Below are 14,829 nucleotides of genomic sequence, written 5' to 3' on the forward strand. Positions count from 1 at the left end.
TTCACGGGGCCTCCGCGATCTTTCGGCCTTCGAAGTCGCAGACCAGCACCTTCAGTTCGAACTGGTCGGGGTAGCGCGTGCGCAGCGTCTGGATGACGCGCTGCGCCAGCGCCGTGTGAAAGGCGGTGCCGAGCCCGAGCGCGTCCATGCGCTCGCCGGCATAGCGGGCGGTCTCGTTGCCGCGGATCGCCTCGCACACCTCGGGCGGTGCGCCGAGTCCGGCGGCCAGTTCGGCCAGCAGGCCGGTGTCGACCTCTGCCCGGCCGGCGTGGGTGATGGTCTCGCCCTGCGCGATCTTGGTGAGCTTGCCCACCATGCCGCCGATCACCACTTTCCGGATCCCGGCCTTGACCGCGGCGCCCATCGCATAGCGCAGGAAGTCGCCCATCTGCACGAAGGCCGGCTCGGGCAGTTCCGGCATTTCGGCCATCACGAATTTCTCGGTGCGCCCGCCGGTCGTGAGCACGACCACGCCGTGGCCCAAGGTGCCCGCCACCTGCACGCCCTGCACCACGCTCGCACGGTAGGCGGCGGTGGAGTACGGCTTGACGATGCCGGTCGTGCCCAGGATCGAGATCCCGCCGAGGATGCCCAGGCGCGCGTTGAGCGTCTTTTTGGCCATCTCCTCGCCCTGCGGCACGGAGATGGCGACTTCGAGGCCGACCTCGTCGAGCAGCGCCGCGCCCACCGCGCGCACGTTGGCCTCGATGTTGCGGCGCGGCACCGGGTTGATGGCGGGGCCGCCCACGGCGAGCCCGAGGCCCGGCATGGTGACGGTGCCCACGCCGGCGCCGCCGGCCAGCACCACCTGGCCCGCGAGCTCGGGCAGTAGGCGCACGTCGGCCGTGAGATGGGCCTTGTCGGTGCAGTCGGGGTCGTCACCGGCGTCCTTGATGACCATCGCATGCGCGCTCGCGCCGTCGACGCGGCCGTCGTGCACCGCGAAGCGCACGAGGTCGCCGTTGGGCAGCAGGCACTCGACCTCGCCGGGCACCTGGCCCGTGACCAGGCCGATCACCGCCGCGCGCGCCGCCGCGGCCGAACACGCACCGGTCGTGAAACCGGTGCGGGTGCCGCGGGGCGCGCCCTTGTCCATCATGCGGCGTGTTCGCGCGCCTCGGCCAGGCCCAGCAGCGCGTGGATCGCGGCCACCACCAGCGTGGAGCCGCCCTTGCGTCCGCGGATCACGATCCAGGGCACGTCGTTTTCGAGCGCGACCAGGTCCTTCGACTCGGCCGCCGACACGAAGCCCACCGGCATGCCGACCACCAGCGCGGGGCGCGCGCCCTCTTCGTGGATCAGCCGCACGATCTCGATCAGCGCGGTCGGTGCATTGCCGATGCCGACGATCGCGCCGTCGACCAGCCCCAGGCGATGCGCCTTGCGCATGGCCTGCACCGCGCGCGTGGTGCCTTCGGCCATCGCCTGCGAGATCACGTCCGGGTCGCTGATGAACTGGTGCGTGCCCATGCCGAAGTGGGCCAGGCGCGGGGCCGAGAGGCCGACGCAGATCATCTCGACATCGGCCAGCACGCGGCTGGCGCGCGAGCGGATGGCGGCGATGGCGGCGTCGACCGCTTCAGGATGGAAGTCGGTCAGGCCGTTGAAGTCGAAGTCGGCGTTCGCATGGATCATGCGGCGCACCACGGGCCACTGGTCGGCGGTGTAGACATGCGATGCCACCTCGCGGTCGATCACCGCGAAGGAATCGTGCTCGATGGCACGGCCCGCCGCGGTGAGCTGCTCGGTGACGACGTTGGCCGCCGTGGAAGACGCCGGCTTCATCGCAGCACCGGCACCGGATCGTGCGCATGGGTGTGGCCATGCGCGTGGTCGTGGTCGTGGTCGTGGCCGTGATCGTGGTGGTGATCGTGGCCATGCGCCGCCGCGTCGCCGTGGTGATGGCCGCCCAGCCCGTGTTCCACCGCGAAGTCGCGGAACTTGCAGCCGTCGCAGGGCATGAGCGCGGCCGGCGCGCCGCGCCGCAGGTCGTCCACGCGCTGCTCCAGCAGCGCGAAGATCTCGGGCTCGAAGCCGAAGTAGCGCGTGGAGACAAAACGGATCGTCGGGTATTGCGCCTTCAGGTGCTCGACCTGGCGCGCGATGCGTTCGACCAGCGTGCCGTTGAACAGGTAGTACGGCAGCACCACCACCTGCTTCATGCCCAGCAGGCTCTGGCGCTGCACGGCCCGCTCCAGGCGCGGGTAGGTGATGCCCGTGAAGGCAAGGTCGACCAGCTCGTGGTCGGTCTCCTCCATCAGCCAGCGCGCCATCTTGGCCATGTCGCCGTTGGCCTGGCGGTCCGACGAACCCCGCCCCAGGATCACCACGCCGGTGGTGGTCGGGTCGGGCATGTCGAGCGCCTGCATCGCGTCCTTGAGGCGGCGCCGCAGGACCGCGAGGATCGGGTCGCAGGCCGTGAGGTGCGGCGCATAGAGGAACTGCACCATCGGGTACTTGAGGCGGGCGCCGTCGATGGCCTGCGGGATGTCCATCTTCACGTGGCCCGCGGCATTGAGGATGAGCGGCACCACGATCACGCGCCGCGCGCTCTCGGCGGCGCGGCGCAGGCCCTCGCTCATCGTGATCTCGGAGAACTCGATGAAGCAGACCTCGATGCGCCAGCCCGGCTGCCGCTCGCGCCATTGCGCGGCGAAGGCCTCGATCTCGTCGTTGCCGGATTTTTCGCGCGAGCCGTGGCCCACCAGCAGAATGGTTTCGGAGTTCATGGAAGTTCCTGGCGCAGGGTTTCGGCGGGAACGCTCGCGCGCCGGAAGCGGTGCGTGAAGCTCGCGTCGTAGAGCTTGGATTTGGCGAGCCTGGTCCACTGCCGCGCGCCCAGCGTGGGGCTGGCAATGATCATCGACTGGGTTGCGATGCGGGCCTCGCGGCACAGCGCCTGGATGGTCGCGACCGTGCCGCGCACGATCTTTTCTTCGCCGGGCCAGCTCGCCTTGTGGACCACCACCACGGGCGCATCGGGCGACCAGCCGGCGGCCGCGAGCGCGGCCGTGACCTTGCCCAGCAGCGTGATGCTCAGGAAGATGCACAGCGTGCTGTGGTGCGCGGCCAGCGCCTCGAGCGACTCGCCCTCGGGCATCGGCGTGCGGCCTTCGACGCGCGTGAAGATCACGGTCTGCGTGACCTCGGGCAGCGTGAGGCTTTCCACCGCCGCGGCCGCCGATGCCATGGCGGAGGACACGCCCGGCACCACCCCGACCGGCACGCCCGCCGCATCCAGCGGCTGCACCAGCTCGATCAGCGCGCCGTACAGGCCCGGATCGCCGGTCTGCAGGCGCACCACGGTCTCGCAGCGCGCGGCCTGCGCGATCAGCCAGGCCGACATCTGCTCGAGCGTCATGTCCTTGCTGTCGGCAATGGCGCAGTCCGGACGCGCCCAGCGCATCGCGGCTTCGCTCACCAGCGAGCCCGCGAACAGGATCGCCCCGGCGCGCTCGACGAGGCCGCGGCCCTTGACGGTGATGAGTTCCGGATCGCCCGGGCCCGCACCGACGAACCACACGGTTCCCGGCGCCGGCGCACTGCCTGGAGCGATGGCTCGCTCGTTCATGATGATGATTCCTCCGCGCCCGCCGCGCGATAGATGGTCGGTAGGACCTGGCAGCGGGAGAAATCGGAGGGGCGTCAGTGGATGCGGTTCCGGCGGATGCACACCTGCATCGAGCCGGACGCCATGCGCCGCCCGCCGATCCTCGCCCACCGCAAGGTCATGCGCTGGTCGTCAGGCCGGTCTCCGGGCTCACGAGCGGAGGGCCATCGGCTCTCCAGCAAGACCACCTTCCCATGCCGTTCGCGGCACAGTGGCGCGGGACCGAATCCCGGGGCCTTGCTTCTGACTCGTTTACCGTTGCGGGGGCAGCGTCGGCATTGCGCGGTGTTCTCTCCACCGCCGCGCACCGACTTCCCGTTTCACCCTGGCCACCCCGCCGTTGATACGGGGCGCCAGGACACCTGACAACGCGCGCAAAGTGTATCAGCCGCTTGCGGCAGGGCAGCGGAGCGTCACCTGTCCAGACCGAGCCGCCCGCGCAGTTCCTTCCGGGCTTCGGCGAAATCGCCCTGGTACGCGGGGTTGCCCTGGATCAGCACGACGATCATCGTCGCCAGGCGCCGGCCGGCCTCGATGTCGCTCGGATAGTGAACGCCGCCGAGCACGCGGTTCTCGCCGAACTCGCTGGCACGCGCGAAGATCTGCGCGCGCTTTTCCGGAACCATCTCGGCCAGCACGATGCCCGACAGATAGGCAAAGGCCGAGTGGCCGCTCGGGTAGGAGCCGCTCGACGAATAGCGCGCCACCGGCTCGATGCGCTTGTCGAACAGCGGCGGGCGCGTGCGCTGCCACTTTTCCTTTCCCTGCTTGTTGAGAATGCTCTCGGTCCTGTACAGGGTCTCGAACAGCCTGGCGGTGCGCGGCAGGTCTTCCTTCCTGAACCTGTCGCCCATCACGTCGGAAAAGCGGAAGACGCTCTGCTCCAGGTCGGCAACGGAGCGCTCGGCCTGCGCGGGCGTGCGCTGCCGCTGCAGCACGAGCATCTGCTCGATCTCGCGCCGCGTGGCTGCCTCGTCGGGGGGAGGTGCCAGGAAGCGCGTGGTGTCGATCTGCGCTGGATCGAGGTAGGTCGCCGTCGACGCAGCCGTTGTTTCGCCGACCTGCGGCGCTGTAGTTGGCAGCGGTGCCTGCGTGGTGCAGGCAGTGAGCAAAAAGGCGGCAAGGGACAGCCAGCAGAGCTTGCGGGTGATGCGCATCAAGGGTCTCCATTCGGTCGGGCGGCCAAAGTAGCAGAGCGGCCGGCCTCGTTCCAATCACCTCTTCTGATGGCGGCCATAAGACAATCGCAGCCGGCGCGTCGGGGTCTCAAAAGCTAGGACGCGAATTGCCGGCACTGCGCCAGTTCGATGCCGAGCGCGATGTCGGCGCCGACGGCATGGCGCGCCGCGCCGCGGTGATGCGGCTCGTCCACCAGCACGGCGTGCTCGCCGATGCGCACCCGGTAGCGCACGGCCCGGCCCAGGAATTCGGCGTGCTCCACCAGGCCCGCGAGCCAGGTGTAGCGGGCGTCGTGCACATCGTCGTCACCGCCGATCTTCACGGTATGCGGACGGAAGCCGATGGACAGCCGCGCAGTGGCGGGCATGTCCGGCCGCAGTGGCACGCGCAGTTCGCCGACACCTTCAACGTCGAGCAGCAGCACGCCACCTTGGCGAGCGCGCGCGATGCCGCTGAGCAGATTCCATTGGCCGACGGCACGGGCAACGGCCGCGTTGGCCGGGTAGTCGTACAGCCCAATGGGGCTGCCGACCTGCTGGATGGCGCCGTTGTCGAGCACGGCAATCCGGTCCGCCAGGCCGAGCGCCTCTTCCTGGTCGTGCGTGACCAGCACGGCCGTGATGCCAAGCTGCTGCTGCAGCTGGCGCAGCTGTTGCCGCAGTCCCAGCCGGAGGGTCTTGTCGACGTTGGAGAACGGTTCGTCCAGCAACAGCAGCCGCGGCTCGGCGGCAAGGGCGCGCGCCCAGGCCACGCGCTGCTGCTGCCCGCCCGACAGCTGGTTCGGTTCACGGTTGCCGTGGCCTTCCAGGCCGATGGCGCCCAGCCACTCGGAGACCGCGGTGCGAACGATCGGCGCTTCGACCCGGCGCTCGATCAGGCCGAAGGCGATGTTCTCCGCCACTGTCATGTGCGGCCAGAGCGCGTGGTTCTGGAACACCATGGCCACCTGCCGCGCCCAGGCGGGCGCTTCGGACACGTCGCGGCCGTCCAGCAGCACGCGGCCCAGGCCGGGCGCCTCGAGCCCCGCGATGATCCGCAGCAGCGTGGATTTTCCCGAGCCCGACGGCCCCAGCAGCGCAAAGAATTCGCCGGGCGCAATGTCGAGGCTGACGTCGTCCAGCACCTTCGTGGGGCCGTGAGAAAAGTGGATGTGGCGGCATTCCACACGCACTTTCTTCATGGAGGTGTCGGTGGGCATGAAAAGGGGTAAGGCGGGGGAAAGCGTGGAGTATGCAAGGCATGGCGCCGAAGGGCGAGAGAGGCGGCGAGCTGCCGGTCCGGGCAAACCCGAGTGAGGCTCCCGGCAATGCCTCGAATCAAAAACTGTGATTGGAATGCGTTGCGCCCCGGCCCTAAGCTCGGCCCGCCATCCACAAGACAACGGGAGACTTCCATGCGCATCGACTTTCGGCCCTTGCTGACGCTGGCCGCCCTCGCTGGTTGCACAGCGCTGCACGCGGGCACCGTCTCGGTCGTGACCTCGTTCCCCAAGGAACTGACGCAGGCCTACAAGACCGCGTTCGAAAAAGCCAACCCCTCGATCAAGCTCGAGATCCTCAACAAGAGCACCACCGCGGGCGTGGCCTATGTCCGCGAAATGCCGGCAGGGCAGCGGCCCGACGTGTTCTGGGCCTCGGCGCCCGATGCCTTCGAGGTCCTGGTCGACGGGAAGCTGCTGGAGCCGATTCCGGCGCTCGCGAATCCCGCCGTTCCCAAGATGGTGGGCAGCTATCCGCTCAACGAGGCTTCGGGCATGTACCTCGGCCAGGCGCTCGGCGGCTACGGGCTGATGTGGAACACGCGCTATCTCTCGGCCAACAAGCTGCCGCCGCCCGCCGAATGGAGCGACCTTGCCAAGCCGGTCTATTTCAGCCACGTGGCGCTGAGCTCGCCCTCGCGTTCCGGCACAACCCACCTGACCGTGGAAACCATCCTGCAGGGCGAGGGCTGGGACAAGGGCTGGTCGGACCTGCTCCAGATCACCGGCAACAGCGCGGCCATCACGGAGCGCAGCTTCGGTGTCCCCGACGGCGTCAACAACGGGCAGTTCGGCATCGGCATGGTGATCGACTTCTTCGGGCTCGCGGGCAAGTACTCGGGCTTTCCGGTGGAGTTCGCCTACCCGAGCGTCACGGCCATGGTGCCGGCCAACATCGCGCTGATCGCCGGCGCCAAGAACGCCGAGGAAGGCAGGAAGTTCATCGCGTTCTCGCTGTCGAAGGAAGGGCAGCAGCTGCTGGTTGCGCCGCAGATCTCGCGCCTTCCGGTGCTGCCGCCCGAGCAACTGAAGATGCCGGCCGGCTTTCCGAATGCCTATGAGGTGGCCAAGCGCACCAAGGTCAAGTTCGACGCGGATCTTTCGGCCACGCGCTACAACGTCGTCTCTTCTCTCTTCGACCAGACCATCACCTTCCGGCACAAGGAGCTGAAGGCCGCGACCAAGGCCATCCACGGCGCCGAGGCGGCGCTGGCGCGCAAGCCCAATGCGGAGGCCGCGGCACTGGTCAAGAAGGCGCGCAGCCTCGCGTTCACGCCGCTGGTCAGTGCGTCGATGGCGGCCGACAAGGCCTTCATCGCGATGTTCGCGGCCAACAAGAAGGATTCCGAGGCGAACAAGCGGATCACCGGCCTGGAGGGCGAGTGGAGCGGCAAGGCGCTGGAAAACTACAACCAGGCACGAAGCCTGGCCGAGCAGGCCGAGGCGCTTCTCAAGTAACCACAATGTCGCGCGGCCCGGCAAATGCCGGGCTGCCATGGAGATTTCATGCGCGGTTTTTTTCCATCGGACGTGCGGTCAGGTGCGTGGTGCGCCGCGGGCCTGGTTGCCGTCTTCCTGCTGCTGTTCCTCGTCATGCCCGTGGCATGGGTCTTCTACACCGCGTTCGTGAATGCCGACGGGAGCCCGACGATCGGGCACTTCGTCGCATTCTTCTCGCAGCCGCTGATGCAGGAGGCGTTCTTCAACAGCCTCTACGTGGCCGTGATGTCGACCGTGTTCGCGTCGCTGATCGCTGTGCCGCTGGCGTACTTCACGGTGCGCTTCCAGTTCCGCGGTGCGGCGCTGATCCAGACGCTCGGGGTGCTTCCGCTGATCATGCCGCCCTTCGTCGGCGCGGTGGCGCTGCAGCTGATCTTCGGCCGCTCCGGCAGCATCAACCTGCTGCTCAACGATTACTTCGGCTTCACGATTCCGCTCATGGATGGGCTGAGCGGCGTGATCTTCGTCGAGTCCATCCACTACTTTCCCTTCGTGCTGATGAACCTCACGCTCGCGCTGCGGAACATCGACGGCGCGATGGAAGAGGCTGCAATGAACCTCGGCTGCCGCGGCTGGCGCCTGTTCTGGCGCGTCATCTTTCCGCTGGCGCTGCCGGGCTTCGTGGCCGGCGCATCGCTGGTGTTCGTCAAGGTCTTCGACGACCTGGGCACGCCGCTGGTGCTGGGCACGACCAACATGCTCGCCCCGCAGGCCTACCTGCGCATCACCCAGGTGGGGCTGGAGGATCCGCTGGGCTACGTGACCAGCGTGATCATGATCGCGTTCTCCATCGCCGCCATGTCGCTGTCTGCGCGGATGCTCAAGGGCAAGGACTTCTCCACGATCCAGAAGGGTGGCGGGGCCATCCAGCGGCGCGTGCTGTCGCCCGCGGGATCGCTGCTGGCCTACGGCTGGATCGGGCTGGTGATGCTGCTGGTCCTGTCGCCGCACATCGGCGTGCTGCTGCTGTCGTTCGGCAACGTATGGAGCTTCTCTCCCTTGCCCGATGCCTACACCCTGGCGCACTACGCCACGGTGTTCCAGGACGCGGGCAGCATGATCGGCAACACCATGCTGTATTGCGGGCTGGCCGCGGGGCTCGACGTGGTGCTGGGCACCACCATCGCCTACCTGCTGCTGCGCACGCGGCTGCCGGTGCGCCACTGGCTGGACGTGACCGCGACGGCGTCGCTGGCCGTTCCGGGCCTGGTGCTGGCCATCGGCTACCTGCGCTTCTTCAAGGGCGTGATGGTCCCCGGCACCGAGGTGCTTCTCACCAGCACCTGGGTCATGATCATGCTGGCGTACGCCGTGCGGCGCCTGCCGTATGCGCTGCGCTCGTGCGTGGCGGCATTGCAGCAGATCCACGTGTCGCTCGAAGAGGCGGCCGAAAGCGTGGGAGCGACCAAGGCGCGCACCATCCGGCGCGTGGTGGTGCCGCTGATGGCCGGAGGAATCCTGGCGGGCTTCGTTACCAGCTTCATCACGGCGGCCGTCGAGCTGTCGGCCACCATCATGCTGACCACCAGCCAGTCGCAGGCGCCGATGAGCTACGGCATCTACCTGTACATGCAGAGCGTCGCGGGCCGCGGCCCGGGCGCGGCGCTGGGAGTGCTGGCCATCGTGGTCGTGGCGCTGGGCACCTACATCTCGCACGTGGTCGTGGAGCGCACCCGCAGCCGCTTCGTCGCGCGGCCGGTGGAAGACCAGGAAGGGGAAGCCTCGTTGTCGTTCGGGGCGGTTCCCGCGAAGATCTGAGGAGAGGAGACATCATGAAAAAAGTCAGCGTCGAGTGCCGCAACGTCCGGCTTGCCTATGGAACGACGGAAGTCCTGCGGGACGTCAACCTGCTCATCGAGCCCGGCGAGTTCTTTGCACTGCTGGGGCCTTCGGGGTCGGGCAAGTCGACCTTGCTGCGGCTCATTGCCGGCTTCAACCAGCACCAGCACGGCGAGCTTCTGGTGGACGGCAAGGACGTCAGCGGCATGCCGCCATGGAAACGCAACATCGGCATGGTGTTCCAGAGCTATGCGCTGTGGCCGCACCTGAGCGTGTGGGACAACGTGGCGTTCGGCCTGGTGGAGCGTCGCGTCGCGCGGGCCGAGATCAAGCGCAAGGTGGCCGCCGCACTCGAGACCGTGGACCTGCTGCGCTATGCCAAGCGCAAGCCGAGCCAGCTCTCCGGTGGCCAGCAGCAGCGTGTTGCGCTGGCGCGCACCATCGTGATCGAGCCGCAGGTGCTGTTGCTGGACGAGCCGCTTTCCAACCTGGACAAGTCGCTGCGCGTGCAGATGCGCCAGGAGCTGCTGGCGCTGCAGCGGCGGCTCGGCATCACCACCATCTTCGTGACCCATGACCAGGAAGAGGCCATGACCACGGCGGACCGCATGGCCATCCTCGACCGCGGCGTGCTGCAGCAGGTGGGCAGCCCCGCAATGCTCTATGACTATCCGGTCAACCCGTTCGTGGCGAACTTCGTCGGAACGATGAACTGCCTCACCGGCCGGGTCAGCAGCCGGCAGGGCAACACCGTCACACTCGACATCGACGGTGTCGGGGACCTTCCATTCCAGCTGCAGTCGGACGCGCCGGCCTCGGACCGCGTGCTGGCAACGTTCCGGCCGCACTCGCTGCGGGTGGACGTGGTCGACGCGGCGCGCGATGCACGCTTCGTCTGGATGCCGGGAACGGTGGAAGCGAGCGAATTCCTCGGAGAGTTTTCGCGCTACCGCGTGCGCGTCGGGCACCAGGCTGTCGAGGTTGACCAGCCGCACTATGCGGGCCTTTCCAAGTTTCCTGCGGGATGCGCGGTGAGCCTCGGGCTGGAGCCTTCGCAGGTGCGTCTTTTCGCGGCCTGACGCGCCTGTTGTTCGTGAACCATGGAGCTTTACCAGATCCGTGCCTTCGTCTCCGTGGCCCGGCTGGGCAACGTGACCAAGGCGGCTGATGCACTCCACGTGACCCAGCCCGCCGTGACAGCGCAAATCAAGGGGCTGGAACAGGACCTGGGCGTGGCCCTGTTCGTTCGCGCGGGCGGCCGGCTGAGCCTGACCCGGGCGGGAGAGCGCCTGCTTCCCTGCGCGGAGGCGCTGCTGCAGTCCTCGGCCGAGATGCAGGCCACGGCGCAGCGCCTGAAGGGCGAACTCTCGGGGAGCATCGAGCTGGGTGTGCCGGGCGAGACGCCCGAGTTCCTGCGGCTCGGTACGCTGCTGGGAGGCATGCAGCAGGGGCTGCCGCTGGTGGAGCTGCGTACGCGCAGCCTGCCGCTGCTGCATCTGCTGGACCAGGTGCGCGGCGGCGGCTTGTCCTGTGCACTCATCGTGGCGCCCAATCCGCCGCGCGACGTGCAGTGGCATCCGCTGCGCTCGCTCAGCTATCGGGTGGCCATTCCCAACCGGCTGAAGCCCGAGATGCAGAACTGGGGCTGGCGCTTCCTGGCGGGCCTGCCGTGGATCGACGGCGCGATCGAATCGCATGTGCATCAGATGCTGCGCGCCCTGTTCGAGCAGCAGGGGCTCGATCCCAACGTGGTCCTGCGCAGCGAGGACACCAGCGGCCTCGATGATTTCGTCCGCTCGGGCAGCGGCTGCGCGCTGCTGCGCGAAGAGGTCGCCTTGCTCGGCGCCGAGCGCGAGGACTGGATGGTCTGGAGCGCGGCCAAGGTCGATGCGCAATTGTTCTTCATCACTTCAGCGGAGCGTGCCAGCGATCCGTTGATCGTGGCGATGTCCTCGGTGATGCAGGCGGTCTGGGCTCAATGAACGGCTGAAGGAGCCTCTCGCCGGACGAGCGCAGGCGCATCGGCACGCTCCATCCGCCGCAGCACGGAACTCAGCTCGTCCTGCTCCGCAGGACCCAGCTCGCTCGCCAGGCGCCTGAACCCGGCCTGGTAACAGGGCAGCATCAGCGCCGCGGTGAGCGCGTGGACGTCATCGCCGCGTGCAAGGCGCTCATGGCACGAAGCGATGCTTCGATAGATTCCGAGCGCCTGCGCGACGCGGTCGTTCTTGCTGCTGTTCCTGCTGTTGCTGCTCATCGCCGGCTCCTTGTGGCGCGCCGTGGATGGCGCCACAAGGCAACTCTATGGATTGGCGGGCGCAGCGGGGAGTAACAAGATCGTCGTGAATCCGGCCCTACTCGACCGCGACCTTGCCCTCCTTGACCAGCCTCGCGAACTTCACCGTCTCCTCACGGATGCGGGCCGCCATCTCGGCGGAGCTGTCGCCGATCGGCTCGGCGCCGATGGCACGCATCCGCTCGGCGAACTCCGGCGACTTGATGATCCTGGCCATCTCGGCGTGAAGCTTCGAGGTGATGTCCTTCGGCGTGCCGGCCGGCGCCAGCACGCCGAACCAGGTGCCGATGTCGAAGCCTTTCAGGCCGGCCTCTTCGAGCGTCGGTACCTCGGGCAGCACGGCGGAACGCTTCGCGGTGGTGACGGCCAGCGCGCGCAGCTTTCCGCCCTTGATGTGCTGCAGCACGGGCGTGATGGTGTCGAAGGACATCTCCACCTGTCCGCCCAGCAGGTCGGTGGTGAGCGGACCGCTGCCCTTGTATGGCACGTGCAGCAGCCTGACGCCGGTGCTGGCCTGGAACTGGGTGCCGATCAGGTGCTGTGCCGTGCCGTTGCCGTTGGAGCCGTAGGCCAGCTCCTTCGGTGACGACTTGGCGAGCGCGACCAGTTCGGCGACCGACTTGGCCGGCGTGAGCGCAGCGTTGATCACCAGCACGTTCGGCACCATCGCCACCGTGGTGATGGGCGCGAAGTCTTTCTGGAAGTCGTAGGGCAGCTTCTTGTAGACGCTGGTCGCGATAGTGTGGTGCACCGCGCCCATCAGCAGCGTGTAGCCGTCGGGCCTGGCTTTCGCGACATAGTCGGCGCCGAGCGTGGCGCCGGCACCCGGCTTGCTTTCCACGATCACGGGCTGACCCAGGGCCTTGGAGAGCGCATCGGCGAGCGCGCGGGCCAGCACGTCGGTGGTGCCGCCGGAAGGAAAGGGCACGACCAGGCTGATCGGCTTGGCCGGCCATGGCTCCTGGGCGGCGGCCCAGGGCGCGATGCGAAGGCCGAGGGCCGCCAGGACGGTTCCCGCGAGGGCGCGGCGCCTGGTGGCACATGGTTGCTTCATCATGTTTTGTCTCCTGGCTGACGGTCTGTGCCGTGTGTTTTCGTTAGGCGAGCCGCGCGCACACGGCCTGCGTGACCTGCGCCGTGGTGGCGCTGCCGCCGAGATCGCGCGTGTGCAGCGCGGGATCGGCCGTCACGGCTTCGATCGCCTGCATGACGCGCCGCGCGGCCTCGGCCTCGCCCAGGTGCTCCAGCAGCATCACGACCGACCAGAAGGTGCCGACCGGATTGGCCAGGCCCTTGCCCATGATGTCGAAGGCGGAGCCGTGGATCGGTTCGAACATCGACGGGTAGCGCCGCTCGGGATCGATGTTGCCGGTGGGGGCGATGCCCAGGCTGCCCGCGAGCGCGGCGGCCAGGTCGCTGAGGATGTCGGCATGCAGGTTGGTCGCGACAATGGTGTCGAGCGAGGCCGGCCGGTTGATCATGCGCGCGGTCGATGCGTCGACCAGTTCCTTGTCCCAGGTGACGTCCGGGAACTCCTTCGACACCTGCAGCGCGATCTCGTCCCACATCACCATCGCGTGGCGCTGGGCGTTACTCTTGGTGATGACCGTGAGCAGCTTGCGGGGCCGCGACTGCGCCAGCCTGAAGGCGAAGCGCATGATGCGTTCGACGCCCGCGCGGGTCATCATCGACACGTCGGTCGCGGCTTCGATCGGATGGCCCTGGTGCACGCGGCCGCCGACGCCGGCGTACTCGCCTTCGGAGTTCTCGCGCACGATCACCCAGTTCAGGTCGTCCGGTCCGCAGCGCTTGAGGGGGCCATCGATGCCGGGCAGGATGCGCGTCGGGCGCACGTTGGCGTACTGGTCGAAGCCCTGGCAGATCTTCAGCCGCAGGCCCCAGAGCGTGATGTGGTCGGGAATGTGCGGATCGCCCGCCGAGCCGAACAGGATCGCGTCCTTGCCGCGCAGCGCGTAGAGGCCGTCGACCGGCATCATCACGCCGTGTTCGCGGAACCAGTCGCCGCCCCAGCCGAAGTTCTCGAACTCGAAGCCGAAGCTGCTGCTGGCCGAAGCCAGCGCTTCGAGCACTTTCTGGCCTGCGGGAACGACTTCCTTGCCGATGCCGTCTCCGGGGATGGTTGCGATCTTGTACGTCTTCATGGCGATGTCTGCGGGAGGTTGGAAAGAGCTTCGACTGTAGGAAGCAGGAGCCCGCGGAATCGGCGCTAAAGTGAAGCCATCGTTAACCTGTATTCAACAGTGGGGCCACGATGAGCAGCGCCATCCTTCCGGCCGATCTCGGCTTCTTCTCCACCCTGGCCAGCGCCGGCAGCCTCAGCGCCGCCGCGCGGGAGCTGGGCATCACCACGCCCGCGGTCAGCAAGCACCTGGCGCTGATGGAATCGCGCGCCGGCGTGCTGCTGGTCAACCGCTCGACGCGCCGCATGAGCCTCACGCCCGAGGGCGAGCTGTACCTGGAGCATGCGCGCCGCATCCTCGGCGAGATCGACGGCATGGAGGAACTGCTGGGCGTGTCGCGCGCCACGCCGCGCGGCCTGCTGCGCGTGAATGCCACGCTGGGCTTCGGGCGCAGCCATGTCGCGCCGCTGATCTCGCGCTTCGTGCGCAAGCATCCGGCCGTGGAAGTGCAGCTGCAGCTGTCGGTCAATCCGCCGGCGCCGAGCGAGGACCTGTTCGATGTCTGCGTGCGCTTCGGCGCGCCGCCGGACAGCCGCGTGGTGGCAAGACACATCGCGTCGAACCGCCGGCTGCTGTGCGCATCGCCTGCCTACCTGACGGCGCGCGGCATGCCCAAGGTGCCGAACGACCTGGCCAGGCACAACTGCATCGGCATCCGCCAGGGCGAGGAAGCCTATGGGGTCTGGCGCCTGACGAGCGGCAGAGGGCGCCATGCGCGCACCGAGTCCGTCAGGACGCGCGGCAACCTGGCGACCAACGACGGCGAGATCGCCGTGAACTGGGCCCTCGAAGGCCACGGCATCCTGATGCGCGCCGAGTGGGACATCAACCGCTACCTGCGCAGCGGCCGCCTGGTGCAGGTGCTGCCGCAGTACTTCACGCCCGATGCGGACATCTATGCCGTGTACCCGCAGCGGCACCAGCTGGCCGCGCGGGTGCGGGCCTTCGTCGATTTCCTGGCGCTCTCCTTCACGCAGCAGGCGGCGTCGGGCAAGGCATAGCCGTG

The 14,829-nt window shown here is 68.1% G+C and carries 14 protein-coding genes and 1 riboswitch; of the genes, 5 read left to right on the forward strand and 9 right to left on the reverse strand.

Annotated elements, in window-relative coordinates; translation table 11 throughout:
* Position 1: 1 nt before the first annotated feature.
* The 6 genes from ACAM54_RS04815 to ACAM54_RS04840 all read right to left on the reverse strand — a co-directional run bounded on the left by ACAM54_RS04815 (position 2) and on the right by ACAM54_RS04840 (position 5,969).
* Positions 2 to 1,099 (reverse strand): cobalt-precorrin-5B (C(1))-methyltransferase, encoded by a 1,098-nt coding sequence (locus ACAM54_RS04815; protein ID WP_369649996.1) that lies wholly within the window; start codon positions 1,097 to 1,099, stop codon positions 2 to 4.
* On the reverse strand, positions 1,096 to 1,785 hold the full coding sequence (locus ACAM54_RS04820; protein ID WP_369649997.1) for a precorrin-8X methylmutase: 690 nt from the start codon (positions 1,783 to 1,785) through the stop codon (positions 1,096 to 1,098). Before ACAM54_RS04820 ends, ACAM54_RS04815 begins: the two co-directional genes overlap by 4 nt.
* Positions 1,782 to 2,729: a sirohydrochlorin chelatase gene (locus ACAM54_RS04825; protein ID WP_369649998.1), complete on the reverse strand. Its 948-nt coding sequence runs from the start codon at positions 2,727 to 2,729 to the stop codon at positions 1,782 to 1,784. Before ACAM54_RS04825 ends, ACAM54_RS04820 begins: the two co-directional genes overlap by 4 nt.
* Entirely contained in the window at positions 2,726 to 3,571 is an 846-nt protein-coding gene (gene cobM / locus ACAM54_RS04830; protein ID WP_369649999.1) for a precorrin-4 C(11)-methyltransferase, read from the reverse strand. The genes ACAM54_RS04825 and cobM overlap by 4 nt, the downstream gene beginning before the upstream one ends.
* Positions 3,572 to 3,727: 156 nt before the next feature.
* A riboswitch (cobalamin riboswitch) is annotated at positions 3,728 to 3,991 on the reverse strand.
* A 32-nt stretch (positions 3,992 to 4,023) separates the two neighbouring features.
* Entirely contained in the window at positions 4,024 to 4,767 is a 744-nt protein-coding gene (locus ACAM54_RS04835; RefSeq protein ID WP_369650000.1) for a phosphatase PAP2 family protein, read from the reverse strand.
* Between the two features lie 116 nt (positions 4,768 to 4,883).
* Positions 4,884 to 5,969, reverse strand: coding sequence for an ABC transporter ATP-binding protein (locus ACAM54_RS04840; RefSeq protein ID WP_369650001.1), 1,086 nt, complete (start codon positions 5,967 to 5,969; stop codon positions 4,884 to 4,886).
* A gap of 213 nt (positions 5,970 to 6,182) precedes the next feature.
* Between ACAM54_RS04840 and ACAM54_RS04845 the strand changes: the two genes are divergently transcribed.
* The 4 genes from ACAM54_RS04845 to ACAM54_RS04860 are packed head-to-tail and all read left to right on the forward strand — an operon-like array spanning position 6,183 to position 11,308.
* Entirely contained in the window at positions 6,183 to 7,505 is a 1,323-nt protein-coding gene (locus ACAM54_RS04845; RefSeq protein ID WP_369650002.1) for an ABC transporter substrate-binding protein, read from the forward strand.
* A 48-nt stretch (positions 7,506 to 7,553) separates the two neighbouring features.
* Positions 7,554 to 9,305, forward strand: a complete 1,752-nt coding sequence (locus ACAM54_RS04850) for an ABC transporter permease (protein ID WP_369650003.1) — start codon at positions 7,554 to 7,556, stop codon at positions 9,303 to 9,305.
* A 14-nt stretch (positions 9,306 to 9,319) separates the two neighbouring features.
* On the forward strand, positions 9,320 to 10,405 hold the full coding sequence (locus tag ACAM54_RS04855) for an ABC transporter ATP-binding protein (protein WP_369650004.1): 1,086 nt from the start codon (positions 9,320 to 9,322) through the stop codon (positions 10,403 to 10,405).
* 21 nt (positions 10,406 to 10,426) lie between these two features.
* The gene (locus ACAM54_RS04860) at positions 10,427 to 11,308 is read left to right on the forward strand and encodes a LysR family transcriptional regulator (protein WP_369650005.1); all 882 of its coding nucleotides are present in this window, start codon (positions 10,427 to 10,429) and stop codon (positions 11,306 to 11,308) included.
* Here the strand turns inward: ACAM54_RS04860 and ACAM54_RS04865 are convergent.
* The 3 genes from ACAM54_RS04865 to ACAM54_RS04875 all read right to left on the reverse strand — a co-directional run bounded on the left by ACAM54_RS04865 (position 11,302) and on the right by ACAM54_RS04875 (position 13,784).
* Positions 11,302 to 11,583, reverse strand: coding sequence for a hypothetical protein (locus ACAM54_RS04865; protein WP_369650006.1), 282 nt, complete (start codon positions 11,581 to 11,583; stop codon positions 11,302 to 11,304). The genes ACAM54_RS04860 and ACAM54_RS04865 overlap by 7 nt on opposite strands.
* 97 nt (positions 11,584 to 11,680) lie before the next feature.
* Entirely contained in the window at positions 11,681 to 12,679 is a 999-nt protein-coding gene (locus ACAM54_RS04870) for a Bug family tripartite tricarboxylate transporter substrate binding protein (RefSeq protein WP_369650007.1), read from the reverse strand.
* Between the two features lie 40 nt (positions 12,680 to 12,719).
* A complete protein-coding gene (locus ACAM54_RS04875; RefSeq protein ID WP_369650008.1) occupies positions 12,720 to 13,784 on the reverse strand; it encodes a tartrate dehydrogenase in 1,065 nt (354 codons plus the stop codon).
* 110 nt (positions 13,785 to 13,894) lie between these two features.
* On the opposite strand from ACAM54_RS04875, the gene ACAM54_RS04880 reads away from it, so the two are divergent.
* Complete coding sequence (locus ACAM54_RS04880) at positions 13,895 to 14,824, forward strand: LysR substrate-binding domain-containing protein (RefSeq protein ID WP_369650009.1); 930 nt, start codon at positions 13,895 to 13,897, stop codon at positions 14,822 to 14,824.
* The last annotated feature ends 5 nt before the right edge of the window (positions 14,825 to 14,829 follow it).

The sequence above is a fragment of the Variovorax sp. V93 genome, from assembly GCF_041154485.1.
GTDB lineage: Bacteria > Pseudomonadota > Gammaproteobacteria > Burkholderiales > Burkholderiaceae_C > Variovorax > Variovorax beijingensis_A.